Annotated in this window: 23 protein-coding genes; 11 read left to right on the top strand and 12 right to left on the bottom strand. The window is 28.3% G+C overall.

The features are described from left to right. The first annotated feature begins 7 nt into the window (after positions 1 to 7). Positions 8 to 1,186 carry a cysteine desulfurase family protein gene (locus tag C4S77_RS03295; protein ID WP_105246030.1) on the top strand — a complete coding sequence of 393 codons (1,179 nt, stop codon included), beginning with the start codon at positions 8 to 10 and terminating at the stop codon, positions 1,184 to 1,186. On the opposite strand, the gene C4S77_RS03290 is transcribed toward C4S77_RS03295, so the two are convergent. From C4S77_RS03290 to gldJ, 3 genes are read right to left on the bottom strand one after another with little or no spacing between them, the layout of a single operon-like run. After that, a complete protein-coding gene (locus C4S77_RS03290; RefSeq protein WP_105246028.1) occupies positions 1,167 to 4,004 on the bottom strand; it encodes a gluzincin family metallopeptidase in 2,838 nt (945 codons plus the stop codon). The genes C4S77_RS03295 and C4S77_RS03290 overlap by 20 nt on opposite strands. Before the next feature lie 21 nt (positions 4,005 to 4,025). Beyond that, positions 4,026 to 4,532: a Smr/MutS family protein gene (locus C4S77_RS03285; protein ID WP_105246026.1), complete on the bottom strand. Its 507-nt coding sequence runs from the start codon at positions 4,530 to 4,532 to the stop codon at positions 4,026 to 4,028. Between the two features lie 57 nt (positions 4,533 to 4,589). Continuing rightward, the gene (gene gldJ / locus C4S77_RS03280) at positions 4,590 to 6,245 is read right to left on the bottom strand and encodes a gliding motility lipoprotein GldJ (protein ID WP_105192342.1); all 1,656 of its coding nucleotides are present in this window, start codon (positions 6,243 to 6,245) and stop codon (positions 4,590 to 4,592) included. A 447-nt stretch (positions 6,246 to 6,692) separates the two neighbouring features. On the opposite strand from gldJ, the gene porV reads away from it, so the two are divergent. From porV to C4S77_RS03265, 3 genes are all read left to right on the top strand, one after another. After that, positions 6,693 to 7,853 (top strand): type IX secretion system outer membrane channel protein PorV, encoded by a 1,161-nt coding sequence (porV, locus tag C4S77_RS03275; RefSeq protein WP_105246024.1) that lies wholly within the window; start codon positions 6,693 to 6,695, stop codon positions 7,851 to 7,853. A gap of 90 nt (positions 7,854 to 7,943) precedes the next feature. Continuing rightward, the gene (locus C4S77_RS03270; protein WP_105246022.1) at positions 7,944 to 8,948 is read left to right on the top strand and encodes a DHH family phosphoesterase; all 1,005 of its coding nucleotides are present in this window, start codon (positions 7,944 to 7,946) and stop codon (positions 8,946 to 8,948) included. Next, positions 8,935 to 9,480 carry an FKBP-type peptidyl-prolyl cis-trans isomerase gene (locus tag C4S77_RS03265; RefSeq protein ID WP_105246020.1) on the top strand — a complete coding sequence of 182 codons (546 nt, stop codon included), beginning with the start codon at positions 8,935 to 8,937 and terminating at the stop codon, positions 9,478 to 9,480. Before C4S77_RS03270 ends, C4S77_RS03265 begins: the two co-directional genes overlap by 14 nt. On the opposite strand, the gene C4S77_RS03260 is transcribed toward C4S77_RS03265, so the two are convergent. Next, a complete protein-coding gene (locus C4S77_RS03260) occupies positions 9,481 to 10,404 on the bottom strand; it encodes a bifunctional riboflavin kinase/FAD synthetase (RefSeq protein ID WP_260209376.1) in 924 nt (307 codons plus the stop codon). It abuts the gene before it with no gap. Between the two features lie 146 nt (positions 10,405 to 10,550). On the opposite strand from C4S77_RS03260, the gene atpD reads away from it, so the two are divergent. Together atpD and C4S77_RS03250 are read left to right on the top strand one after the other, a co-directional pair. Further along, positions 10,551 to 12,065 carry a F0F1 ATP synthase subunit beta gene (atpD, locus tag C4S77_RS03255; RefSeq protein WP_105246018.1) on the top strand — a complete coding sequence of 505 codons (1,515 nt, stop codon included), beginning with the start codon at positions 10,551 to 10,553 and terminating at the stop codon, positions 12,063 to 12,065. A 21-nt stretch (positions 12,066 to 12,086) separates the two neighbouring features. Further along, positions 12,087 to 12,356 carry a FoF1 ATP synthase subunit delta/epsilon gene (locus C4S77_RS03250; protein WP_105192153.1) on the top strand — a complete coding sequence of 90 codons (270 nt, stop codon included), beginning with the start codon at positions 12,087 to 12,089 and terminating at the stop codon, positions 12,354 to 12,356. Positions 12,357 to 12,601: 245 nt separating this feature from the next. On the opposite strand, the gene trmB is transcribed toward C4S77_RS03250, so the two are convergent. Next, complete coding sequence (gene trmB, locus C4S77_RS03245) at positions 12,602 to 13,282, bottom strand: tRNA (guanosine(46)-N7)-methyltransferase TrmB (protein WP_105192151.1); 681 nt, start codon at positions 13,280 to 13,282, stop codon at positions 12,602 to 12,604. 141 nt (positions 13,283 to 13,423) lie between these two features. Here trmB and C4S77_RS03240 point away from each other — a divergent pair, with 141 nt between their 5' ends. Then, on the top strand, positions 13,424 to 14,077 hold the full coding sequence (locus C4S77_RS03240; protein WP_245915770.1) for a TIGR02117 family protein: 654 nt from the start codon (positions 13,424 to 13,426) through the stop codon (positions 14,075 to 14,077). A 461-nt stretch (positions 14,078 to 14,538) separates the two neighbouring features. Beyond that, positions 14,539 to 15,717 carry an MFS transporter gene (locus C4S77_RS03235; protein WP_105192147.1) on the top strand — a complete coding sequence of 393 codons (1,179 nt, stop codon included), beginning with the start codon at positions 14,539 to 14,541 and terminating at the stop codon, positions 15,715 to 15,717. 348 nt (positions 15,718 to 16,065) lie between these two features. On the opposite strand, the gene guaB is transcribed toward C4S77_RS03235, so the two are convergent. The 7 genes from guaB to atpB all read right to left on the bottom strand — a co-directional run bounded on the left by guaB (position 16,066) and on the right by atpB (position 22,837). Further along, positions 16,066 to 17,526, bottom strand: a complete 1,461-nt coding sequence (gene guaB / locus C4S77_RS03230) for an IMP dehydrogenase (protein WP_105246016.1) — start codon at positions 17,524 to 17,526, stop codon at positions 16,066 to 16,068. A 325-nt stretch (positions 17,527 to 17,851) separates the two neighbouring features. Then, the gene (gene atpG / locus C4S77_RS03225) at positions 17,852 to 18,730 is read right to left on the bottom strand and encodes an ATP synthase F1 subunit gamma (protein ID WP_105246014.1); all 879 of its coding nucleotides are present in this window, start codon (positions 18,728 to 18,730) and stop codon (positions 17,852 to 17,854) included. A 39-nt stretch (positions 18,731 to 18,769) separates the two neighbouring features. Further along, positions 18,770 to 20,350 carry a F0F1 ATP synthase subunit alpha gene (gene atpA, locus C4S77_RS03220; RefSeq protein WP_105246012.1) on the bottom strand — a complete coding sequence of 527 codons (1,581 nt, stop codon included), beginning with the start codon at positions 20,348 to 20,350 and terminating at the stop codon, positions 18,770 to 18,772. 41 nt (positions 20,351 to 20,391) lie between these two features. After that, positions 20,392 to 20,937, bottom strand: coding sequence for an ATP synthase F1 subunit delta (atpH, locus tag C4S77_RS03215; RefSeq protein WP_105246010.1), 546 nt, complete (start codon positions 20,935 to 20,937; stop codon positions 20,392 to 20,394). 1 nt (position 20,938) lies between these two features. After that, the gene (locus C4S77_RS03210; RefSeq protein WP_105192137.1) at positions 20,939 to 21,433 is read right to left on the bottom strand and encodes a F0F1 ATP synthase subunit B; all 495 of its coding nucleotides are present in this window, start codon (positions 21,431 to 21,433) and stop codon (positions 20,939 to 20,941) included. 112 nt (positions 21,434 to 21,545) lie between these two features. Further along, positions 21,546 to 21,740 (bottom strand): ATP synthase F0 subunit C, encoded by a 195-nt coding sequence (atpE, locus tag C4S77_RS03205; protein WP_105192135.1) that lies wholly within the window; start codon positions 21,738 to 21,740, stop codon positions 21,546 to 21,548. A 17-nt stretch (positions 21,741 to 21,757) separates the two neighbouring features. Beyond that, on the bottom strand, positions 21,758 to 22,837 hold the full coding sequence (gene atpB, locus C4S77_RS03200; RefSeq protein WP_105246008.1) for a F0F1 ATP synthase subunit A: 1,080 nt from the start codon (positions 22,835 to 22,837) through the stop codon (positions 21,758 to 21,760). Positions 22,838 to 23,545: 708 nt separating this feature from the next. Here atpB and C4S77_RS03190 point away from each other — a divergent pair. From C4S77_RS03190 to accB, 3 genes are all read left to right on the top strand, one after another. After that, a complete protein-coding gene (locus C4S77_RS03190; RefSeq protein WP_105192129.1) occupies positions 23,546 to 24,028 on the top strand; it encodes a YceD family protein in 483 nt (160 codons plus the stop codon). 40 nt (positions 24,029 to 24,068) lie between these two features. Beyond that, on the top strand, positions 24,069 to 24,269 hold the full coding sequence (gene rpmF, locus C4S77_RS03185) for a 50S ribosomal protein L32 (protein ID WP_105192127.1): 201 nt from the start codon (positions 24,069 to 24,071) through the stop codon (positions 24,267 to 24,269). Positions 24,270 to 24,376: 107 nt separating this feature from the next. After that, positions 24,377 to 24,859 (top strand): acetyl-CoA carboxylase biotin carboxyl carrier protein, encoded by a 483-nt coding sequence (gene accB / locus C4S77_RS03180; RefSeq protein ID WP_105192125.1) that lies wholly within the window; start codon positions 24,377 to 24,379, stop codon positions 24,857 to 24,859. The last annotated feature ends 24 nt before the right edge of the window (positions 24,860 to 24,883 follow it).

Below are 24,883 nucleotides of genomic sequence, written 5' to 3'. Positions count from 1 at the left end.
GATTACAATGAAGAAGATATATTTAGATAGTGCAGCCTCTACCATTATAGATAAACGTGTGATTGAAGTTATGATGGAATCTATGAATGAAGATTATGGAAACCCCTCTTCTACTCATAGTTTTGGGCAGGAAGGAAAGGCTAAAATTGAAGCTGCAAGAAAATGCATAGCTCAATGGCTTAATGTACCTCCTCATGAAATCATTTTTACTTCTTGTGGTACAGAATCCAATAATTTGATCCTTAGATCTTGCGTTGAAAATTTAGGAATAAGGCGGATAATATCTTCTCCTTTAGAACATAAAAGTGTTTTGGAGACCATTCGTGATTTAAGGGAAAAACACAATGAACTCGAAATTATTTTCCTTCCTCTTAAAGATAAAAAAGGAAATTTAGATTTTGAAACTCTTGAAGAATATTTAATGGAAAATAAGCCTACATTAGTTTCATTAATGCATGCAAATAACGAAATAGGAAATTTAATTGACTTAAACTATGTGGGCAACTTATGTAAGAAATATAATGCTCTTTTCCATTCGGATACTGTACAAACAATGGGACATTATTTAATAGATCTTGCAAATTTACCTGTTAATTTTGCTACTTGTAGTGCTCATAAATTACATGGTCCTAAAGGAGTGGGATTTGTATATATAAAAAAAACTTCCGGTTTAAAAAGCATAATTACCGGAGGATCCCAAGAAAGAAATATGCGTGCAGGCACAGAGAATGTATATGGTATTGTAGGGTTGGGAAAAGCTTTTGATTGTGCTATGAAAGAATTAGAGCAAAGAAAAATGCAAATAGAAAAATTAAAGCAATATACTATTAAACAGTTAACGAAACATATACCCAACATAACATTTAACGGTACTTGTCAAGAAAATTCACAAAGCATATACACCTTAATCAGTATATTACTGCCTTTTCCCAATACTTTGGTAGGCTTTCAACTCGATATTAAAGGTATAGCTGTATCTCAGGGAAGTGCTTGTTCATCAGGTGCTACCAAACCTTCCAATACCATGTTACAACTATTTAGTACTGAAGTACTCATGAATAGTACAACATTACGAATTTCTTTTAGTCATTACAATTCTAAAGAAGATATTGATGCTTTAGTAAGTGCTTTAACTGAAATATATCAAAAAGCGACAATTAATAAAACTAATACCATCCACGTCTAAGATGGTTAACCACCGCAGAAAGATTAAAATTAAATGTAAACCTTATATTTGAAAAATAATTTTTCATTGCTGGTTCAAATCCTAATGTAGATTGCATTGGGAAATAAAGTTCTAGGAAATCTGGAATTATTCTGAGTTTAACCCCTGAATCATAAATGAACCGTATAGATTTACCATTACTTTTATAAACTCCGGCATCTGCATATAAATCAAAAAGTTTCCATAAATGTATTTCTCCATTTAATGTATTAATCCATTTACTAGCAGATTTATCTACTAAAGATTTGAACCCTCCTTCTGCCATTATGTATTGCTGATACAATAATCCACTGGTTGCTGATCTTCCTAAATAATCTACATAACTAAAGCTATAATCTGTTATATGATCAATGCCGAAATCAAAGTAAGTTGAATTGGATCTATTATTAAAAAAATATCCACCAAAATAACGTAAAGTTATTTTCTTATTATAAGCATATTCATGTCTATAATATATTTCCGAACTAATTTTATCAAAAAGATTTGAATGTTGGAAATCAGTTCTACCATACCACTCATTAATTATTTTTTTATCTGAGTATATATAGGAAATATTTAAAAGGTTATAATGCGAATAATCATTTTTTTCCCTTAGTTTAAAAGGATCTTTTTCCCTTTCTACGCTATTAAAACCAACACTTATAGTTCTTGAAATCTCAGATCTAGGTCTTTTCTTAAAAATAAAGCTCAATCCTTCTGAATATTGTGTATAAGATAGGCCTTTATCATAATGAAAGTAATTGTAATTAGAGTTTAAAGAAATTCTTCTGAATATCCCCGTTTCCATATCAATATTATAGTTGAGTGATCCTGATCCTGTTAGACTATTAGTACCTGTAGAATATGTAGGAGCGAAAGAGTACTCAAAAGGTCTTGAAAAAGGAGAACGGTTATAAAACCGTATACCTAAAATAAATTTATCATAATTATTCCATTTTACCTTAGGTTCATAAAATATTTGTGTATAATTAGGATTATCTACATCTGCGTAAAATTTCAATTGAAATCTTTTTTTATTTTTATAAAAACCTTTGGTAATTAAACTATTATCATTATCGTTTATTTCCGGAAATAGATAATTTTGGTTTATTAATAATTCATCATAATTTCCTTTAGGAAAAGAATATAATGAGTCTTTTTTTGTAGAATATACCCATTTTTCATTGACTATTTTCTTATCTTTTTTGGCTGAAATTAAAATTGGAACCGGTAATTGGGTTTTATTATAAATATTAATTTGTATACTATCTTGATTTTCTTGAGAATAAAATTTCTTTATCTTAAAATTAATTCTTTCATTTGAATTTATATAATCATTAAAAAACCAATCTAAATTACGTTTAGAGCTTTTTTCTAATGAATTTTTTAATTCTTCTGAAGTTAGTTCTTTGTCATTATTTTGTTGAACTATAGTCTTTATAGATTCTTCAAAAATATTTTTCCCAATATAATTTGAAATAAAATTGAAACTTAAGCCGGTTTTAAATCCACTTATAATTATCTGATTTATATTACTTAAATTTAAATACTTTTCATTAATAGGCTGATCATAATTTTGTGTTGCAATATATCTGTAACCTAATTTATACCTGTCAGTAAGAGGTACTTTTGAAATAAAAAAATACTTCAAGGGTTTTATTTTGAATACACTTACTTCATTAGGCAAATTTCCTAATAATTTTGTATTAGGATAGAATTCTTTAATATAGTTATATTGATAATAAAATAATAATCCATTCAATATCCAATGATTCAAATTTTTATCCAACTCAATTTTTTGATTGATTACATTATAGGCAATTTGCTGGAATAATTTAAGATCTATTTGATCTTCTTCACTAAATAAATTCCATTCTTTTATCCCAAAAAAGTTGATATCGTCTACTCCTATAAAATTTTGATTTTTTTTAATTTTAGTACTAATAAATATTTTTGAAGGTAATGGTCCCAGCTTTTTATGCAAATATGACAGTTCTCGTTCTATTTTATTTTGATAAATATTTAAAAGACTATCTTTAATTCCATAGCCTATAGATACTTCTACAGAATCTTCCTTGATTTTATAATTAAATTTAATATTATTTTTTTTTGATATTAAAATACTGATGGCATCCTTACTAGTCCCCATTAAGTTATTTGAATCTATTACTTTTAAATCACTATCTATAAAATAATTATCAGGATATTGAAGGTTTATTTCATAATCTGTATTTCTGTATGGACTAAATTCAGTATCAGTAAAAGGTACTAGTAATGGTTTATTTTCTTTATATGATAAAGGCTGCAAAAAAAAATATTTTAACAAATAACTTCCATCTTTTGAATAACCATAACCTGAAATCTTATCGACGGGTAATTTTATTTTATAATTTAACTCTATCGTAATAGTTTTGTCTGGCAATAAAGGTTCATATAAATAAATTTCATAAAATTCAAAATCTCTTAATAAAAATAATGCCGGTTTATTTTGAGTAAAAATAGTTAGATTTTCTATTTTTCCTCTTTCTTTAAGTTTTGAAAAATATAATACCTTATTTCGGTCCTCTAATTTTCTCTTCCCTAGCTCTGTATGATTATTGGAATATGAATTAGTGGCAGAATGAAAATAAATCGAATTTAAAGACGTCTTTGTATCATTATAAAAAAATATTTTTTGATTTACAGCTAAGGTTTTAGATAAGGTATCTAAAGTAGCCGTAATTATTATTTTATCTTTTTGCGCTAAAGAAAACAGGGTAGAATTTAAGAAAAGTATAACATATATAATTTTAAAATTCATCAAACAAAGGTATTAAAATACTTATTTAAATCTAATTTCAACTGCACCAAATCGATATTTCATAATATCTGCCTCAAAATATTCTATATCGTCTATAGATTGTAAAAGTTGATATATATTTTTTTTTAAAACTCCTTTACCTTTGCCATGAATTAAAATGAGCTTTTTAATTCCATCTTTTTTTGCTTTTTTTATTTCTGAATATGCTACATTAATTTGTTTCTGTAACATTTGATGGGGTTTTATATCTCTCAAAGAATCGACCAAATGCCCTATATGTAAATCAATTATTCTTATAGTTTCTTTTTTTATAATTATACTTTTATTATCCTTATGTTCATCTTTTTTCATCTCTTCTAAACAATCAAAATTTAGATTTCTTAAAGAGCTATAAGGTATAATACTTTTAGCTAAATAAATATTTTCAAAACCATATTCATCTAAAAGAATTACTTGATGACCTTTTATTTCTTTTATAATAAAAGTTCCTTTCTCATCAATTACATTTACCTTATCACCTATTTCCATATTAAATAAAAAGGGCTACCTAAAAGATAGCCCTATATTATAATATTAAGCTTATATTTATCTAGGCATCCTATTATTAGTTCCTCTCTTGGTCTTTACAGAAGAGCTTTCTTTTCCTTTATGATCCTGAGCTACTCTGAATCCTACCCAAACTGCAGATTCTGCTTCATTCATATATCTTCTCTGACCCGGATCCAGCCAATATGCTGTATCATTCCAAGAGCCACCTTTAATAACCCTCAAATCATTACTTATTTGAGAGGTTCTCTGTTTAGCATCTTTTTGTAAAATAACTCTTCCTTTTTTATCAACCACCCAATTTCTAATTGGCGAATTATAAAAATTATATGTTCCTGCTGAGTCTGTTTTTCCATTTCCTGCTTCTAAAGATGATTGTAAATCTCCATCTCTAAAATTTCTAGAATCTTCAACTACCTCAGTTTCAAATTTACCTGATAAACTTTTATAGATTCTTCTTCCGTCTGTTAATGTATCATATTGAATATTATCATCCTCCACTTTTTTAAACTGCCCCGGACTTCCTTCTTCATTAATAAAACGTTGATAAACATTACCACGATAATAGTTAAAATCATTAAAATCGGTATCTATTAAAGGTCGGTATACATCTTGAGTCCATTCAGCCACATTACCATACATTCCATAAATACCATACGGGTTTGAACGATAGGCTCTTACATCAGAGGTTATGGCATTTCCATCGTTACCCCAGCCACCTATACCGGAATAATCTCCTTGTCCATATTTAAAATTATCTAAAAACTGTCCTCGGTTTCTCCCTTTTTTCTCACGCATTCTATTGATCATCACATCTTTCCCTTCTACTAAATTATATTGCCTATTATCGGCCTCAGCAAGAGCTGCATACTCCCATTCTGCTTCTGTAGGCAATCTAAATTTTTGTACTAAATTACCTTGAGCACTTTTATTTACAGCAACTACTCTTTCATTTTTATTTCCTATTCCACTTTGTTTTGCTACTTTGTCTTGATTAACAATGTTTTCTAATGAAGGATCATTATATTTATATTTTTCAACATTAAATGAATTAGATCCCACATTATTGGCTGGGTCATTATAAAAATTTCTCGAAATAATTCCTCTATTCATTAACTCCCTTTCGTTTGCTCTATCTGTAAGCCAATCACAATATCTTTGTGCCTGTAACCATGAAACTCCTACTACGGGATAATTATCAAATTGTGGTGCCCTGAAATAATCTTCGGAATACACATCATTTCTTGATAATTTATTTTTCCAAACTAATGTATCCGGAAGTGCTCCGTAATAAATATCTTTATAATTTTCATCACTAGGAGAATATACATATTTCAACCATGTAACATATTCTCTATATTCATAATTGGTTACTTCTGTTTCTCCTATAAAAAAAGAACGCACCTGCATACGCGTAGGAGTATTATTCCAATCGTGCATAACATCATCTTTTACCAATCCCATAGTGAAAGTCCCTCCTTCAACAAATACCATTCCTACCCAAGATTTTTCATTTTTCCTTTTACTGCTAAAAAACCATCCATTCTTATCATTTGCTTTCCATCCTGATAAACTTTGAGTATTTTTTGTTCCTCCACCAAGTTTTGATTTTCCTCCACCTCCACCGCAACTTGTTAGAAGGAAAGAAAATGAAGAAACCACAGTGAACAATAAAATGAATTTTCCTATTTTCATTATATCTATTTTCATTATTTTAAACATGCAAAAATAATATATTATTATGAATTTAAAAATTTTTCTATTTCTAATTAATAGTGGAGTAACGATAAATAAACTTGAAATATTGTTTAGTTGAAAATAAATATTGCATAAAAAGAAAATTATTATACCCAAATAAATTGTATTTAAGTTTAACAAAGAAAAAATAATCTCTAAATAACAATATCCCTATTAATTTTATCGTTAAAATGAATAAGAATGGTTTGCGTAGGGATGATCTAGTTTATAAAATTCTACTTATGAATAATACAAAATCAAAAAATTAACATTCCTACCAAAAAATTAGACAAAAACATTAAAAATAGCAATAAAGATTTTTAAGTTTATTCCTTATAGATAATTTAAAAATAAAAATCTATCTTTGCTAATATAATTTGTAAAAAACAAAACTTAATTAAATACATGAAAAAAAGTATTTTATTACTAACCATCCTATGCTTTGCTCTTTTAAAAGCTCAAGATAATCGTTATGCTATAATAACTGGGGCTCCATTTTTAAGAATTTCCCCAGATGCCCGTTCTGGAGGATTAGGTGATCAAGGAGTCGCCACGTCGCCAGATGAATATTCCCAATATTGGAATCCTTCCAAATATGTATTTGGAAGCAGCTACTCTGGAATAGGTGTATCTTATACTCCTTATATGAATAAATTAACTAATGATGTATTTTTATTAAATGGTACTTTTTATACTTTCTTAGGAGAGGAAGAAAGAAGTACGGTGGCTGCTAGTATTTATTACTTTAACATGGGAGAAATTCAACTAAATGAATTAATAGGGAATGATATTGTTGAAAAAGGCACTTCTAAACCCAATGAATTTGCTATTGACTTATCCTATGGTTTAAAACTTGCTGATGTATATTCTATGGCTGTTACTGCTAGGTATATACGTTCTGATCTTTTTAACAATGTAGATAATTCATATGCACAAACTAAAGCGGCCAATACATTTGCTGTAGATGTTACCGGATATTTCCAATCAAACAAAACAGACGTTTTTAAAAACTATCAAGGTCGATGGAGAGCAGGATGGGGAATTTTCAATATGGGACCTAAATTAGATTATTCAGATAGTCAGGAAAATAAAAGTTACCTTCCTACGAATCTAAGATTAGGTGTAGGATATGATTTATTTTTTGATAGTGAAAATAAATTAGGGTTAACATTTGAAGCTACTAAGTTATTAGTACCTGCACCTAAAGATGTTACAGATTCTAATGGTACAACCCATACGGAAGTTCCTGACAAAAGTTTTATCTCTGGAATGTTTAGTTCTTTCGGAAATAAAGATGCAGGTAAAGAAATTACTTATAGTATTGCTGGTGAATATACTTTTAAAAATGCTTTTGCATTCAGAACCGGGTATTTTTATGAAAACCCGGATAAAGGAGGCAGACAATACATTACATTAGGTGCAGGACTTAAATATCAATCTTTTGGTATAGATTTTTCTTATTTAATAACCACAGCCAGTGTAAATAATGCTTTGGATAATACTTTAAGATTTGGTTTAACCTGGAATTTTGGAGGAGATACTTCTTCATCGTACGATAATTTATAGAATTAAATAAAATCTAATTTTTCATATTCTCTATAAAAATCACTCTTCATAAGGAGTGATTTTTATATTTTTACTAAAAATATGCATTATATGTTTTCAGAAAAAGAACTATCCGAAATAAAACATCTTTTAAAAATTAAGAAAAATATACTTATCCTTACACATCAAAACCCTGATGGAGATGCAATTGGATCTTCTCTTGCATTACAACTTTTTTTAAAAAAATTAAATATTGATTCAGCTATTATTGTTCCCAACGAATTTCCTAAATTTTTAAAGTGGTTGCCTAAAGCAAAAAATATTATTATTGCTGAATATAGAACTAAATACACTGAAATTGCATTTAAAAAAGCAGATCTAATCTTTTGTCTAGATTTTAACACAGCTGCAAGAATAAATCAACTTGAAGATAAATTAAATAAAAGTAAAGCTATTAAAATTTTAATAGATCATCACCAGCAACCCGATTCTTTTAATTTTATATATTCAGATATTACACAACCGGCAACTTGCCAGATGATTTATAAATTTATTGATTCAATAGGCGAAGTCTCAAAAATTGATGAAGATATTGCTTATTGTTTATATACAGGAATTCTAACAGATACAGGTAGTTTTAGATATAGAAACACTACTGCTGAAACTCATAGAATAATAGCCCATTTAATTGATAAAGGTGTTTTACCAGATTTAGCAGCTTCCAATATCTTAGATAACAATACAACTGAAAAAATTAAATTATTAGGCACAGTATTAGACTCGGTGCAGCTGATAAAAGAAAAAAACACGGCAATATTATCACTTACCCGAGAACAACTAAAAAGTATGGGATACCAAAAAGGAGATACAGAAGGTTTTGTGAATTATGGTTTATCTATCATAGGCATTAAATTTGTAGCTTTTTTTATGGAAGATTTGCAAAATGATTTTATCAAAATTTCATTTCGTTCTAAAGGTAATTTTGATGTTAATGTATTTGCTAGAAAATATTTTAACGGAGGAGGACATATAAATGCTGCCGGAGGTAGAAGTGATCTTTCTCTTGAAAATACAATTCAAAAATTTAAAAATATTATAGAAAATGAAAATATTTAATAATATTGTTTATTTATTTTTATTTCTACTTTTTGCCGCTTGTCAAAAGAAAGAAATTTTTCAACCTGAACAGTCGAAACATACAGATTATTTACAAAATTCTCAAAAATATTCCAAAATTAGAGAAACAAATGAAAGAAAATATCTTCAAAAATGGGTAAATAAGCAAAAAGATTCATTACAACATATTTTTGAAACTACATCTTCAGGTATATGGATTCGATACGTTATAAAAAATAATTCTCCACTGGCAAAATTAAATGATCAGGTAATTTATACCGCAGAAGTAAAAGATTTAAACAATCGAATAATTTATTCTACAAAAGAATTTGGAAATAAACAAGGCATTTTAGGTAAATTTAATGAAATTAGGGGGATTGAAAGTGCTTTATATAAAATGAGAAAAGGTGAAACGGTTGAAATTTTATTACCTTCTTTTACCGCTTATGGCTTATATGGAGATGAAAATAAAATTGGAGCAAATGCTCCTTTACTTATAAAATTGAATCTTATAGATGTAAAATCCCCTTAATTATTTTGAAAAATATTTAATAGTATTCTCTTTATCTTTAGTTAATTGTTTTTTTAAACCTTCTATTGATATAAATTTTTTTTCATCTCTTTCTCTTTCGTAAAAATGAATTTCTAATATTTCCCCATAAATATCTTCATTAAAATTAAGTATATGAACTTCAATTTGTTTTTTCACCCCTTTTATTGTAGGACGTACCCCTATGTTCATCATTCCTTTATAATTCTTATCTCTAACTTTTACATTAACAAAATAAACTCCGTTTTTAGGGCATATTTTTTGAGGGTCAATTTCAATGTTAGCAGTAGGAAATCCTATTGTTCTTCCTATCTTATCACCTTGGATCACTTTTCCTATCATAATAAAGGGATATCCTAGCCATTGATTAGCCAAAGCTATATTACCTTCATTTATTTGATTTCTAATTTTAGTAGAACTTATCACTGTATTATGTTCTGTAATGGGAGGCAACCGATATAATTTAAAATTAAACATTTCTGAGAAAAGTTTAAGTTGTTCAAAATTACCATCTCTATTTTTTCCGAATTGATGATCATATCCCACGATTAGGGAATGGATTTTCAACTGATTTACTAAAATATTTTTTACAAATTCTAAAGCTGTTAAACGGCTAAATTCATGTGTAAATTCTTGAATATATAAATGCTGAACCGAAAAGCTTTCCAAAATTTTAATCTTTTCATCTAAAGTCGTAAGTAATCTAAAATCTGTTTGGGGCTGCAAAACAAATCTGGGATGAGGATTAAAAGTCATTATTGCAGTTTCTCCGCCTTCTTTACTTGCAATTTCTCTTAAATATTTTATAACAAACTGATGCCCCAAATGAACCCCATCGAACATTCCTATGGTTAAAATAATTTTCTTTTCTCTAGGTTGTTCTATATTCCCTATATGAATTTCCACTTATATTTAGTAAACAAATTTAATGTGCAAATATGATAAATATTATATTTTTTTCAAAAGAGAATGAGAATAAAATATTATATTTGCAGTAATGCAAAATTAGCAGAAATACATAAAATTCTTAAAGTTATCGAATACTAAATAATATGGCAACTGAACAAAAAGGAAAGATATCGCAAATAATCGGTCCTGTTATAGACGTTATTTTTGAAGAAGTATCAGAACTTCCAAATATTTATGACTCTTTAGAAGTTGTAAAAGAAAATGGAGAACCTTCTCTAATTATGGAAGTAGAGCAACATATCGGACAAGATACTGTACGTTGTATTGCCATGGATGCTACAGACGGTTTACACAGAGGACAATTGGTTCTCTCAGCAAATAAACCCATTACAATGCCTACAGGAGACCAAATTAATGGCCGTTTATTTAATGTAGTAGGGAAAGCTATTGACGGTATTGGAGAGGTTCCTAAAACCCATGAATTACCTATACATAGACCAGCACCTAAATTTGAAGATCTATCTACATCGGCAGAAGTTCTCTATACCGGTATCAAAGTAATAGATCTTATAGAACCTTATTCCAAAGGAGGTAAGATTGGATTATTTGGAGGTGCGGGAGTAGGAAAAACCGTATTGATTCAAGAATTAATTAATAATATAGCCAAAGGCCATGGAGGTCTATCGGTTTTTGCAGGAGTGGGTGAAAGAACCAGAGAAGGAAATGATCTTCTACGTGAAATGCTAGAATCTAAAATCATTTCATATGGAGATGAGTTTATGAAGTCTTTAGAAAATGGTGGATGGGATTTATCCAAGGTAGACCATGAAGCACTAAAAACTTCTAAAGTTGCTTTTGTTTTCGGGCAAATGAATGAACCACCAGGAGCACGTGCCAGAGTAGCACTTTCTGGATTGACATTAGCAGAATACTACAGAGATGGAGAAGGAATTGGTAAAGGGCGTGATGTTTTATTCTTTATAGATAACATTTTCCGTTTCACACAGGCAGGTTCTGAAGTTTCCGCTTTATTAGGACGTATGCCTTCAGCTGTGGGTTACCAACCAACTTTAGCCAGCGAAATGGGGGCTTTACAAGAAAGAATAACCTCTACAAAGAATGGTTCTATTACTTCCGTTCAGGCAGTATATGTACCTGCAGACGACTTAACAGACCCTGCTCCGGCAACTACTTTTGCTTATTTGGATGCAACTACAGTATTAGATAGAAAGATAGCCTCATTAGGTATTTATCCTGCCGTAGATCCTCTGCAATCAACCTCAAGAATATTAACTCCAGAGATTTTAGGAGATGAACATTACAATTGTGCAGAAAGAGTAAAAGAAATCTTACAGAGATATAAAGCCCTTCAAGATATTATTGCTATTTTGGGTATGGAAGAATTAAGTGAAGAAGATAAATTAGTAGTACACAGAGCCAGAAGAGTACAAAGATTTTTATCTCAGCCATTCCATGTTGCAGAACAATTTACCGGAACTCCTGGTGCTTTAGTAGACATTAAAGATACTATTAAAGGATTTAATATGATCATGGATGGTAAGCTAGATCAATATCCAGAAGCTGCATTTAATCTTAAAGGAACTATTGAAGAAGTTATTGAGCATGGTGAAAAAATGTTAGCTGAATTGAAAAATTAATTTAAATCTTCAAGTTTATTAATGAAAATACAAATATTAACCCCTGAAGATACTATTTTTGATGGTGAAGTTTCATCTGTAATTATTCCTGGATTACATGGTGAATTTCAAATGCTAGAAAATCACGCAGCTATTGTTTCTGCACTTACTTCAGGAAAAATAAAGATTGAATCTATAATTTCTTCTTCAGTTAATAAAAATTTAACTAAAGAAGGAAAATTTGATACTTATCTTATTAAAGGAGGTATATTAGAATTTAATAATAATAAAGGAATTATCCTTTGTGATTAATAAAATTTACAAATACAAAAAAATAAACCCTCTAATAGAGGGTTTATTTTTTGCATATTATTAATTTACTTTTTTAGTATGTATTTAGAAATAAATTTCAATTTTAAATGTAATTGAATCGCTTAAATAAATGTTTTAAAATCAACTTTAAATTCATATAATATTAAAATTATTTATAAACAGAATATTAATATTATTCATTCTGAAATCATAATAAAACAATATTTTAAATAAAATTTCTCTATTTATACTTTAAATTTTAGATAAGTTATAGGCTTTCCTTCTTTTAAAAATATATTTTCATAAAACGTTTTTATTTCTCTAACATAAGAAGGTAAATCATATTCTGGAGCACCATAAATATCATGATGAGAAGCCAATATTTTACAACCTAAACCTTGTAAAAGACCATTAGCATAACCATGTAAAAATTCACTGTCAGTTTTCAAATGAATAACTCCATTCTTAGAGTTTAATATTTTTTTATATTTATCTAAAAATAAAGGATTTATCAATCTATGTTTAGTTCTCTTAAATTTAATTTGAGGATCCGGAAAAGTAATCCATATCTCATCTACCTCACCATTTTCAAAAATGAAATTAATTAATTCTATCTGGGTTCTTAAAAAACCGATATTTTTTATGTTTTGTTCTATAGCCGTTTTTGCTCCTCTCCAAAACCGAGCTCCTTTTATATCTATACCTAAAAAATTTTTATTTGGAAAACTTTGTGCCAATCCTACTGAGTACTCACCTTTCCCACAACCTAACTCTAAAACTATAGGGTTATCATTTTTAAAAAATTCTTTTCGCCATTTTCCTTTTAAATAAAATCCATTATCATTCACAACCTCCTCCCTTGAGGGCTGCAAAACATTATAAAAAGTTTTATTTTCAGCAAATTTTCTTAATTTATCTTTTCCCATTATTCATTAATACAAGTGCAAAAATACAGATATATTCAAAAAATTAATTATAAATAATATTTAATTATTTTTTATATTTAAATTAGGGCTTTAAATTTTAACTCTATGAAATTACTTTTTATAAAAAAGTTCTTAAAATGCATGGGATTCTTATTATTATTTATTACCTCTGTATTATTTTTATATTTAGCAGGCGCATATATTTTTTCCCATATTACTGTTAACAAAGAAGATAATCAACCTGAAGAAATGCCCATATATATTTCCACTAATGGCATGCATACTGACCTAATATTTCCTATAAAAACAGAAGAAATAAACTGGAGTAAGGAAATAAAATACAGCCAAACTTCAAGTAAAGATAGTATACAAAATTATATTTCTATAGGTTGGGGTGATCGGGGATTTTTTCTTGATGTCCCTGATTGGGATCATGTAAAAGTTTCGGTAGCTTTTAAAGCTGCTTTCGGCCTTAGTACCACGGCAATTCATACTACATATCTTAAAAGTATTGAGGATGAAAAAGATTATAAAAAAATAATGATTTCCAAAGATCAATATAAACGACTTATAAAATATATACAACAATATTTTAAAAGAGACGAAAAAGGGAATCTTATTAATATTATAACTTCTAATACTTATGGGGAAAATGATTCTTTTTACGAGGCTAAAGGAACCTATCAACTATTTTTTACTTGTAATACCTGGGTGAACTCAGCTTTAAAAAATGCTGGATTAAAAGCTTGTCTATGGACTCCTTTCCAACAAGGTATTTTCAATCAATATAAATAAATTATTTTTTTTAATAATACAAACCTATTTTCTCACAAATTTATTATAATTTTATTAAATATGTCCTGTTAATTTATATATTAATATTTTATAAAATTATTTATAGCAAATCTCATTTTAAGTGAATAAGTCATTATTTTTCATACTTTATTTATTTATTATAAATTCATCTATAAACATAATAAATTAAATAATTATTCATTTACTATTATATAGAATTTTTGATTGTATATATGAAATTTATTTTGATGGATTACTAATATGATAAGCCTTTGTTGTTCGTTAAGAGTTTTTGTAATTTTAGTTTATCAAATTACATAACTTTGTTTTCATTTAATCATCCGTAAACACTAATTTTTATTGATTTCATTAAACGAAGCTGAACAATATAATTTTCACACTGGAAAATTTATTTCATACCTTTGACCCCTTGATTTTTTAATTTAATTTGAAAATAAGAAATGAATATTTCTCAACCTAAACTTACTACCGGAATTTTATGGTTAATGGCAATCAGTTCTGGATTGGTTGTAGCTAATAATTACTATAATCAACCTTTATTAGGTCTGATGGCTAAAGATTTTAATGTAAGTGAATCAAAGATCAGTGGCATAACCATGTTTACGCAAATAGGATATGCTTTCGGACTTTTCTTTTTTATTCCTTTAGGTGATATGTTCAGAAGGAAAAGAATGATACTTATTGATTTTATTTTTATTATTATTTCTTTGTTATCTATGGCTATGAGCCCTTCTGTGGAATTATTATTTCCTATAAGTTTTATTATCGGATTTACTTCGGTAATCCCTCAATTATTTATACCTATGGCTGCAACTTTGGCTACACCTGATAAAAAAGCTAAAGCTGTAGGTTTTGTAATGAGTGGCTTATTGGTAGGAATTCTAGGCTCAAGAGTTTTAAGTGGATATATCGGAGATATTTGGGGATGGAAAGAAATGTATTATATAGCTACTTTCGTAATGATAATTTTATGGATACTGATTTATTTACAATTGCCTGAAGTTTATCCAAACTTTAAGGGGGGATATAAAGAATTAATGTTTTCTCTTTCTCACCTATTTAAATCTGATCCTTCACTACGATTATCTGCTCTAAGAGGAGGGCTTAGTTTTGCTTCGCTTAGTGCTTTCTGGACTCCATTAGTATTTCATCTTGAAAAGGATTTTCATTTAACTAGTGGAAACGCTAGTAATTTGGCAGGAAAATTTGGATTGGCAGGAATTGCCGGAGCTATTACTGCTGCTTTTTTAGGAGGAATTATTAATAAATATAATAAATCTACTTTAATGATTATTTTTATTGTTACAATTATTATTTCCTGGTTTATATTTTACAGCTTTGGTAATTCTTATATTGGATTAATTATTGGTGTTATTCTAATTGATATTGGCGTTCAAGCCTCTCATATAACCAATCAATCTATTATTTTTTCAGGACATCCTGACGCTACAAACCGTGTAAATACTATTTATATGACCAGTTATTTTATTGGAGGCGCTTTAGGAACTTTAATGACTGGATATGCTTTTGAAGTTTTCGGATGGAACGGAGTTACATTCGTAGGAGGAAGTATTGCTATTATTATGCTTATTTGTCATCTTATTTTTAGTAAAAAATAAGTACTAATATAACCCAATTGTTTATTAAATAACCAAGTATACTTCCCTATTATCCTAAAAACCTTTAGCCCTTATTCATAAATAAATATATTATATGTATACTCCTTTCTTTTTAAATTGTCTCAACAAATTAATTTTTTTTGTCATTTGGCTATAATTTTTCAAAAAAAACCTGTAATATTGAAATTAGAAATTGGAAAATTGACTCAATAAAAAAATAATTAAAAAAGTCTTAATACTAAGACTTTTTTAATTATTTTAGTTTTTATAAAATATTTTTTAAGTTTTTTTTAATATTCGAAATTATTAATAATTCTAATAATTTATACCTTTATTAAAAAAACAAAACTAATTCGAATAGTTAGGGGCCTCTTGAGTAATGATCACATCATGTGGGTGACTTTCTTTTAATCCTGCTGAAGATATTTTAACCATTTTACTATCTTTTTGTAATTTTTTAATATTTTCAGTACCACAATATCCCATTCCTGCTCGAATTCCTCCACACAATTGGTAAATTACATCTGAAAGCTTTCCTTTATAAGGAACCCTCCCTTCTATTCCTTCTGGAACTAATTTTTTGGCTTCTGATTGAAAGTACCTATCTTTACTTCCTCTTTTCATAGCAGAAAGCGATCCCATTCCTTGATAGCTTTTAAATTTCCTGCCTTGAAAAATAATTTCATCACCAGGAGCTTCTTCTGTGCCCGCAAATAAAGAGCCTAACATAGCACAAGAAGCTCCACTTGCAATTGCTTTAACTATATCTCCGGATAATTTTATTCCTCCATCAGCAATTACCGGAATACTTTTTTGTGAAGCATATTCGAAAACATTATATATAGCAGAAAGTTGAGGTACTCCTACTCCTGCAACTACTCTGGTTGTACATATTGAACCAGGCCCTACTCCTACTTTTAAAGCATTTGCTCCTGCTTCTATTAAATCTTTGGCCGCTTCCGAAGTAACTATATTTCCTCCTACAATCTCTAACTCTGGAAAAGAAGATCTTATTTCCTTTATTTTATTTAATACATTAATAGAATGACCATGTGCAGAATCTACTGCTATAATATCAACCCCAACTTTCACTAAAGCATCTACTCTTTCCAAAGTATCATTTCCTACCCCAACTCCAGCTCCCACTCTCAATCTTCCATTTCCATCTTTACAGGCTCTGGGATATTCTAATAAATTATCTATATCCTTAATAGTAATAAGACCGATTAATTTATTATGATCATCTATAATTGGCAATTTTTCAATTCTATTATCTAAGAGTATTTCTTTTGCTTGTTCCAAAGAAGTATTTCGTGAAGAGGTTATGATTTTCTCTTTTGTCATAATATCTTCAACTTTTTGAGATAAATTTGATTGATATTTTATATCTCTATTCGTAATAATACCTACTAAAGTATAATCTTCTTCGATTACAGGCAACCCTGAAATTTTATATTCCTGCATCAAGGCTAATGCATCTTGTAAGGTATGATTTCTACTTAGTGTAATAGGATTAGTTATCATCCCATTTTCAGTTCTCTTAACACGATTAACTTCAATGGCTTGTTGTTCAATAGTCATGTTTTTATGAATAAATCCTAAGCCTCCCTCTCGTGCTAAAGCTATGGCTAAATCTGACTCGGTTACTGTATCCATAGCTGCGGATACAATAGGTATATTTAAATTTATTTTCTGAGTCAATTGAGTTTCTAGGGAAACTTGCGAAGGAAGTACTTCTGAGTAAGATGGTATAAGAAGTACATCATCAAAAGTGATTGCTTCTTCAATAATTTTTGAACTAAGTGACATATGTGCTTTTGCCAAGCAAAATTATGATTTTTTTCATAAAATTAAAAATATAATTCAAAGTTAAAATAAAGACTATATCTATAGAATTACTTTTCAATAAAATCTTTAAAAATTTAATATCCTATTTCCTCCTATGGATTTCTTTTTTGTAGATAGTTTTATTACAATTATCCTAGAAATAGGAAACTAAGATCTAATAATAACTCTAATTCTTTTTTTATTTACATTGAAAACTTCTTAAATGTAAATAAATAAAGGAATTTCCTATAAATATTTTATAAAAAAAGGTCACTTAAAAAAGTGACCTTCATAAAAAATTATATTTTTAATTATCCAAAGCTTGAGCTCCGCTTACTATTTCTATCAATTCATTTGTAATGGAAGCCTGTCTTGCCTTGTTATAAGAAATAACTAGATCTTGTTTTAAGGATTCGGCATTATCTGTAGCGGATTGCATAGCTGTCATTCTAGCTCCATGCTCTGCCGCATGTGAGTCTAAAATTGCTTTAAATAACTGTATTTTTAATGTTTTAGGTATTAAATGAGTTAAAATTTCTTCTTTAGAAGGTTCAAATAAATAATCAATATTTATATTTTTGTTTATATCTGAATTAGATTTATCTTCTTTAATTTGTAAAGGTAAAAATTGTTCTACTTGTAATACTTGTATTACTGCATTTTTAAATTGATTATAAACAAATTCAATTTTATCATATTTATTTGTAATAAATAAATTGATTAATTCTTCTGCGATTTCAACAACTCCTTCATAAGTTAGAGAATCCCATAAATTACTGTAATCTTTATAAATAACACTAGACCTATTCAGTATATCATATCCTTTTTTACCGATAGTTAAAATTTCAACTTGTTTATTTTTATACTTTATTTCTATTAAATTTTTTACTTCTTTAACAACTGAAGAATTAAAAGCTCCTGCTAAACCTCTGTTTGATGTAATTACTATCAATAAAACTTTATTAACCTCATTCTTTCGAACATATTCTCCACCAACTTCAGAATCTAAATTTGAGCTTACATTAGATAATAATTCCTGCATCTTTTTAGAATATGGACGTAACTTACAAATTGCATCTTGGGCTTTTTTCAATTTTGATGAAGAAACCATTTTCATTGCACTAGTAATTTGCGTGGTTGAATTTACAGAAGCAATTCTATTTCGTATTTCTTTTAATGAAGCCATATCTAGTATAATAAATTTTTTAAAATAGTCTTATTATTTTCAATTAATGAAATTTTGCGCTACTTCTTCTATTATTTTTTCTAATAAATTTGTAACGGAATCGTCTATTTTCCCGGATTTTATTTCTTTTAATAAGTCAGAATATTTTGATTTTAAAACTTCAAATAAATTTTGTTTAAAATTTTTGACTTTATTTACCGGAATAGATTTTAATAAGTTATGAGTTCCTGCATAAATTATAGCTACTTGTTGTTCTACTGGAACTGGAGAATTTACAGATTGTTTCAGAATTTCAACATTTCTCTCTCCTTTTGCTATTACAGCCGCTGTAGCTGCATCAAGGTCTGAACCGAATTTTGAAAAAGCTTCTAATTCTCTATATTGAGCTTGGTCTATTTTTAAAGTTCCAGAAACTTTTTTCATAGGCTTAATCTGTGCTGCTCCTCCTACTCTGGAAACTGATATACCTACGTTGATAGCAGGACGAACTCCTGAATTGAACAGATCTGTTTCAAGGAAAATTTGCCCATCAGTAATGGAAATTACATTTGTCGGAATATAAGCAGAAACGTCTCCAGCTTGAGTTTCAATAATAGGAAGTGCTGTTAAAGATCCTCCCCCTTTTACTTTTCCTTTCAAAGACTCCGGCAAATCATTCATATTAGCTGCAACTTCATCATTATTTATAATTTTGGCTGCTCTCTCAAGTAATCTTGAATGTAAATAGAACACATCTCCTGGATAAGCTTCTCTTCCTGGTGGTCTTTTTAATAACAAAGATACTTCTCTATAAGATACAGCTTGCTTAGATAAATCATCATATATGATTAAAGCTGATCTTCCGGTATCTCTAAAGAATTCACCAATTGCAGCTCCTGCAAAAGGTGCATATACTTGCATAGGAGTAGGATCTGATGCATTTGCTGCAACAATTATAGTATAATCCATAGCTCCCCTATTTTCTAATGTTTTTACAATCTGTGCTACTGTTGAACCTTTTTGAGATATTGCTACATATATACAATATACAGGTTCTCCTCTATCATAAAACTCTTTTTGATTAATTATTGTATCAATTGCAACGGTAGACTTACCTGTTTGTCTATCTCCAATTATTAATTCTCTTTGACCTCTTCCAATAGGAATCATTGAATCTATGGCCACAATACCTGTCTGTAAAGGATCACTTACAGGTTGACGATAAATTACTCCAGGAGCCTTTCTTTCTAGTGGCATTTCTAATAATTCTCCTTGTAAAGGACCTTTGCCATCTATAGGTAATCCTAAAGTATCAACTACACGTCCTATCATTCCTTCCCCTACTTTAATAGAAGCAATACTTCTTGTTCTTGAAACAGTATCTCCTTCTTTAATACTACTCGATGGCCCAAATAAAATAACTCCTACATTATCTTCTTCAAGATTTTGTACCATTCCTTCCAATCCATTAGAAAATCTGACTAATTCTCCTTGTTCTGCATTACTTAATCCATAAACTCGGGCAATACCATCCCCTACTTGTAATACTGTTCCTACTTCATCTAAAGAAATACTATCATCAAAATTTGATAATTGTTGTTTTAAAATAGCAGAAACTTCTGCCGGTTTTATATCTGCCATAATGGTTTTTTAATTTTTATTGTAAAAACTTTATTATCTATCTAATATACTTTTTGTTCAAACCGTTTTTTGATGTTTTCTAATTTTGTTTTTACACTTGCATCTAATTGCTGATCTCCTAAGCGTAAAATATATCCCCCAATTATACTTTCATCTATTTTATTATCTACTCTTACTTTTTTTGGATCATCTAGTTTTCCATATTTTATTAAGATATCTGAAATAGTTTTATCTTCTAATGGTATTGCTGAGGTAATAGTCACTTGCAGAATTCCTTTAAATTCATTATAGATATGAATAACTTCTTCCGCTATGTCTATTAAATCGGATTCTCTATTTTGTTTGATAACTAAAGTAATAAAATGTTGAGTCGTTTTAGAGAAAGATTTGAAAATTTGAGCTGCAATTTGTATTTTTCTTTCAGTTTCTAAAATAGGAGTTTTAAGAAATAACTGAAAGTCTTTACTTCCGTTAATGATATTTATTAAAGATTGCATTTCCTCAACAATAATCTCTTCTTCTTTCACAGATAAAGCGTAATCCCACAAACCATCTGCATATCTTCTTGCAATTCTTATTTTGGACATTTTAATTTAATTTGGATTGGTCTAGCAAAGTTTCAACTAATTTCTTTTGTTCTTCTGCAGAGTTAAGCTCTTTCTGTAAAACTTTTTTTGCTATATCTATGGATAAATCTGCTACTTCTTTTTTAATTTGATTAACGGCTGCCATCTTTTCATTATTGATGGTTTCTTTAGCTGCAGAAATTATTTTATTACTTTCAAGTACTGCAGATTCTTTTGCCTCATTAATCATTTTATCTTTTATTTCTCTAGCTTCTTTAAGAATCGATTCTCTTTCAATCCTTGCTTCTTTCAAAATCTGCTCATTTTGAGAAGTTAATTCCATCATTTTTTCTCTTGCATCTTTAGCTTCATCTAAAGATTTTTGAATAGAATTTTCTCTATTTTCTAAAGCTTTAAGAATAGGTTTCCATGCGAATTTCCCTAATAAAAATAATAATACAATAAATGAAATAGTAGTCCAAAAAACTAATCCAATTTCAGGGGTTAATAAATCCATAATATATCTTTGAGTTTATCTTGTATTTTTGAATAATTATTTAATATTTAAAGAAAACCCGAACAAACCAACCGTTAAAATCAGGTTTTCTTAAAATTTCTACTCTTCTTATTTAATTTTTAATTAAAGATACTACAATAGCAAATAATGCTACCGCTTCAACTAATGCTGCTAAAATTAAAGCAGAAGATTGAATTTTTCCTTGGGCTTCTGGTTGTCTGGCTATGGCTTCCATCGTTTTTCCACCAATTAAACCAATTCCTAAACCTGCTCCTATTGCAGCTAAACCTGCTCCAACTACTTCCATATTTATATATATTAAAATTAATGTTCTTCGTGTGAATCTTCTACAGCCATACCAAAGTATAGAGCCGAAAGTATTGTAAAAATATATGCTTGTAAAGCAGTTACCAAAATTTCTATTAAAAATATAAAAACTACTGCTACAATTGAAGCGGGTGCTACTAAATATGATTTAAATATAAATATTAGAGAAATTAAACTAATAATAATTATATGCCCGGCTGTTATGTTAGCAAAAAGTCGAATCATTAATGAGAAAGGTTTAGTAAATATACCTATAAATTCTATCGGAGCTAAAAAAAGTTTCATCGGAACGGGTACTCCTGGAGCCCAAAAGATATGTTTCCAATAATTTTTTTTCCCGCTAAAAGTAGTAATGATAAATGTAAACAAAGCTAAAGTACATGTGAATGCTATATTCCCGCTTAAGTTCGCACTAAATGGAAAGAATGGTATCAATCCAAAAATATTATTCAACCATATAAAGAAAAATATAGTTAATAAAAAAGGCAAATACTTTTTATATTTCTTTTCACCAATATTAGGAATAGCTATTTCATCTCTGATGAATACGATTATTGGCTCTACTACTGACGCAACCCCTTTAGGAACTCCGTTATATTTTCTACTAGAATAATATCTTGCTGCTCCTACAAATATCACTAATAATAGAACCATAGAAAGAAACATAGAAAACACATTTTCTGTAATTGAAAAATCCCATGGAGTTTTATTTACAGGATGTTCATGTTCTATATCTAAATAATTTCCTTCAAAATTTGGTGTAGCATTAGCATAATAAATTTTTTCATGATACTTTGCTAAAGCTAATCCATTTTTCTCAACTTTAACTTTACCCGTATCGTCACCATTAAATTCTTTCGAAGAAAAGCAAACCAATCCGCTATCTGTCCATAAGATTACAGGTAAATTTAGCACTATCCTTTCACCTAAAATAGAAAACTGATGCGAATCTTTCACATGATGTAAAGCTGTTTCGGTTGGATTGAACTCCTTATTTGAATTTTGATTTTTATCTTCTGCTAGCACTATATTTGAAACAAAAAGTAAAACCAAAAAACTAAATATAAATTTCTTCATTTTTCCATAAAATAGATTTGCAAATATAACTATTTTTAATATATATATAACATATACATGAGCTTTATCATGTTATTGTTTTTTTAGATTCACTGAAATAGAAAAGTTTTAAAATATATATAATTTCAATGCTTATCGTTATAATGTAAACTATAAATAGATAAAAAATCAATCTCTCCGTAACCTGCTTATACTTAAAGCAATAAAATAATAAAAATATATTTTTGAAGAATGTAAAAAAAAGATAAGCTGTAAAAATCCTTTTAAAGATTTTTTTAAAAGAAAAGTATACCCCCAAAAAAACAAATATGGAAGCTATATCAATAATTAAAAAAGAGATAAAAGCATAGGTTTTATAAAATAAGTTCCATGAAAAAAAATAAAATATAAAAAAAACAATAAGTGTAATTAAAATATTTAAACTAATATATTTTATAAGGATTTTATTCATCTAAATAAATATTTAAATATTCTCTCAATAACATTTAGCAAATATAATTGAAAATTGTTTTTTTTTAATCAAATCTGAACTGAATAATAAAAGCAAGTTTAAAAATTATTTAATAAAAAAATAACAATAATAAAAATACATACTTTACTATATTACCTTTACTTGAAATAATCTCAAAATCTATGTTTTACATTTATTATTTTTTTAAATAAAGTTTGTAGTTTTGAAACAAATCTTTAAATTTGCAATCCATTTTTATGGAAAAGTTACACAATTATGATATCTCATTTTCATCTTTAAAGCTTGGAAACCATAGCTTTAATATGAGCATTGAGCAATCGTTTTTTGATTTATTTGATTTTGATCAGGAGTTTTATAATCCTGCAATAGAAGTAAATGTTTTACTTATTAAACATTCTTCATTTTTAGAATTGGAAATAAATATCAGTGGTACTGTAATTTTACGTTGTGATATCTCTGACAAAGATTATGAACAAACTATTAATAACAAGATCAAAACCCTTGTTAAGTTTGGGGAAGAATATGATGATAGTAATGAAGAAATATTAATTATTCCTGTAGGTTCACATAGTGTTAATATTTCGCAGCTAATATTTGAATGTGTAATTTTATCTATACCAATGAAACATGTTCATCCAAGGTATTTACAAGGATACGAGGATGAATATACGGATTTATTAAAAAAATATGGTCTTCCTAATACAGATGAAGACTTATAAAGTTAAAATAGTAATTAAATAATATAATATTTAAGGAATTATGGCACATCCTAAAAGACGTCAGTCTTCTACCAGAAGAGATAAAAGAAGAACACATTATAAAGCATCTGTTCCTCAACTCGCTAAATGCTCAGCAACGGGAGAATTACATCTTTACCATAGAGCTTATTGGCACGAAGATAAATTGTATTACAGAGGAAAAGTAGTTATGGAAAAAGCTGCTGAAACTGCAGAAGATTAATCCAATTTACTGATCTTTAAAATATTAAAACCATTTAATTAATTAAATGGTTTTTTGTGTATTAATAAAAATAAATTTAAATTTGAAATTTAAAAAAGCTTTAGTTCATGGACATTAAAGACATTCAAAACTTGATTAGATTTGTTTCAAAATCTAATGTTGCAGAAGTGACTTATAAAACAGAAGAATTTGAGATATCTATTAAAACTCGTAATTCAGAAGTAATATATCCAGCTGTTAATCAGCCCGTACAACCAATTCCTGTACAACAATTACCAACTGTGCCTCAAATACAAACAACCAATACATCTTCAACTCTTTCAGAAGATAATTCAGAAGATAATTCACAATATATAACTATTAAATCTCCTATGATAGGTACGTTTTATAGGAAATCTTCTCCGGATAAAGAGGCTTTTGTAAATGTAGGAGATTCTGTAAATTCAGGTACCGTAGTATGTGTAATTGAAGCTATGAAATTATTTAATGAAATAGAATCAGAAGTTTCTGGTAAGATTGTAAAAATTTTAGTCGAAGATTCTTCTCCTGTTGAGTTTGATCAACCTTTATTTTTAGTAGATCCCTCTTAATTTTTAAATCAAAATAAAAACTAA

The sequence above is a fragment of the Apibacter adventoris genome (assembly GCF_002964975.1).
Lineage (GTDB): Bacteria > Bacteroidota > Bacteroidia > Flavobacteriales > Weeksellaceae > Apibacter > Apibacter adventoris.
The sequence above is the reverse complement of the archived record's forward strand: the minus strand, read 5'-3'. Positions and strand labels throughout refer to the sequence as shown.

Excerpts from the sequence above, each read along its gene's own strand:
- C4S77_RS03295 (WP_105246030.1), top strand. The coding sequence starts at position 8 with ATGAAGAAGATATATTTAGATAGTGCAGCCTCTACCATTATAGATAAA.
- C4S77_RS03290 (WP_105246028.1), bottom strand. The coding sequence starts at position 4,004 with ATGAATTTTAAAATTATATATGTTATACTTTTCTTAAATTCTACCCTG.
- C4S77_RS03285 (WP_105246026.1), bottom strand. The coding sequence starts at position 4,532 with ATGGAAATAGGTGATAAGGTAAATGTAATTGATGAGAAAGGAACTTTT.
- gldJ (WP_105192342.1), bottom strand. The coding sequence starts at position 6,245 with ATGAAAATAGGAAAATTCATTTTATTGTTCACTGTGGTTTCTTCATTT.
- porV (WP_105246024.1), top strand. The coding sequence starts at position 6,693 with ATGAAAAAAAGTATTTTATTACTAACCATCCTATGCTTTGCTCTTTTA.
- C4S77_RS03270 (WP_105246022.1), top strand. The coding sequence starts at position 7,944 with ATGTTTTCAGAAAAAGAACTATCCGAAATAAAACATCTTTTAAAAATT.
- C4S77_RS03265 (WP_105246020.1), top strand. The coding sequence starts at position 8,935 with ATGAAAATATTTAATAATATTGTTTATTTATTTTTATTTCTACTTTTT.
- atpD (WP_105246018.1), top strand. The coding sequence starts at position 10,551 with ATGGCAACTGAACAAAAAGGAAAGATATCGCAAATAATCGGTCCTGTT.
- C4S77_RS03250 (WP_105192153.1), top strand. The coding sequence starts at position 12,087 with ATGAAAATACAAATATTAACCCCTGAAGATACTATTTTTGATGGTGAA.
- trmB (WP_105192151.1), bottom strand. The coding sequence starts at position 13,282 with ATGGGAAAAGATAAATTAAGAAAATTTGCTGAAAATAAAACTTTTTAT.
- C4S77_RS03240 (WP_245915770.1), top strand. The coding sequence starts at position 13,424 with ATGGGATTCTTATTATTATTTATTACCTCTGTATTATTTTTATATTTA.
- C4S77_RS03235 (WP_105192147.1), top strand. The coding sequence starts at position 14,539 with ATGAATATTTCTCAACCTAAACTTACTACCGGAATTTTATGGTTAATG.
- guaB (WP_105246016.1), bottom strand. The coding sequence starts at position 17,526 with ATGTCACTTAGTTCAAAAATTATTGAAGAAGCAATCACTTTTGATGAT.
- atpG (WP_105246014.1), bottom strand. The coding sequence starts at position 18,730 with ATGGCTTCATTAAAAGAAATACGAAATAGAATTGCTTCTGTAAATTCA.
- atpA (WP_105246012.1), bottom strand. The coding sequence starts at position 20,350 with ATGGCAGATATAAAACCGGCAGAAGTTTCTGCTATTTTAAAACAACAA.
- atpH (WP_105246010.1), bottom strand. The coding sequence starts at position 20,937 with ATGTCCAAAATAAGAATTGCAAGAAGATATGCAGATGGTTTGTGGGAT.
- C4S77_RS03210 (WP_105192137.1), bottom strand. The coding sequence starts at position 21,433 with ATGGATTTATTAACCCCTGAAATTGGATTAGTTTTTTGGACTACTATT.
- atpE (WP_105192135.1), bottom strand. The coding sequence starts at position 21,740 with ATGGAAGTAGTTGGAGCAGGTTTAGCTGCAATAGGAGCAGGTTTAGGA.
- atpB (WP_105246008.1), bottom strand. The coding sequence starts at position 22,837 with ATGAAGAAATTTATATTTAGTTTTTTGGTTTTACTTTTTGTTTCAAAT.
- C4S77_RS03190 (WP_105192129.1), top strand. The coding sequence starts at position 23,546 with ATGGAAAAGTTACACAATTATGATATCTCATTTTCATCTTTAAAGCTT.
- rpmF (WP_105192127.1), top strand. The coding sequence starts at position 24,069 with ATGGCACATCCTAAAAGACGTCAGTCTTCTACCAGAAGAGATAAAAGA.
- accB (WP_105192125.1), top strand. The coding sequence starts at position 24,377 with ATGGACATTAAAGACATTCAAAACTTGATTAGATTTGTTTCAAAATCT.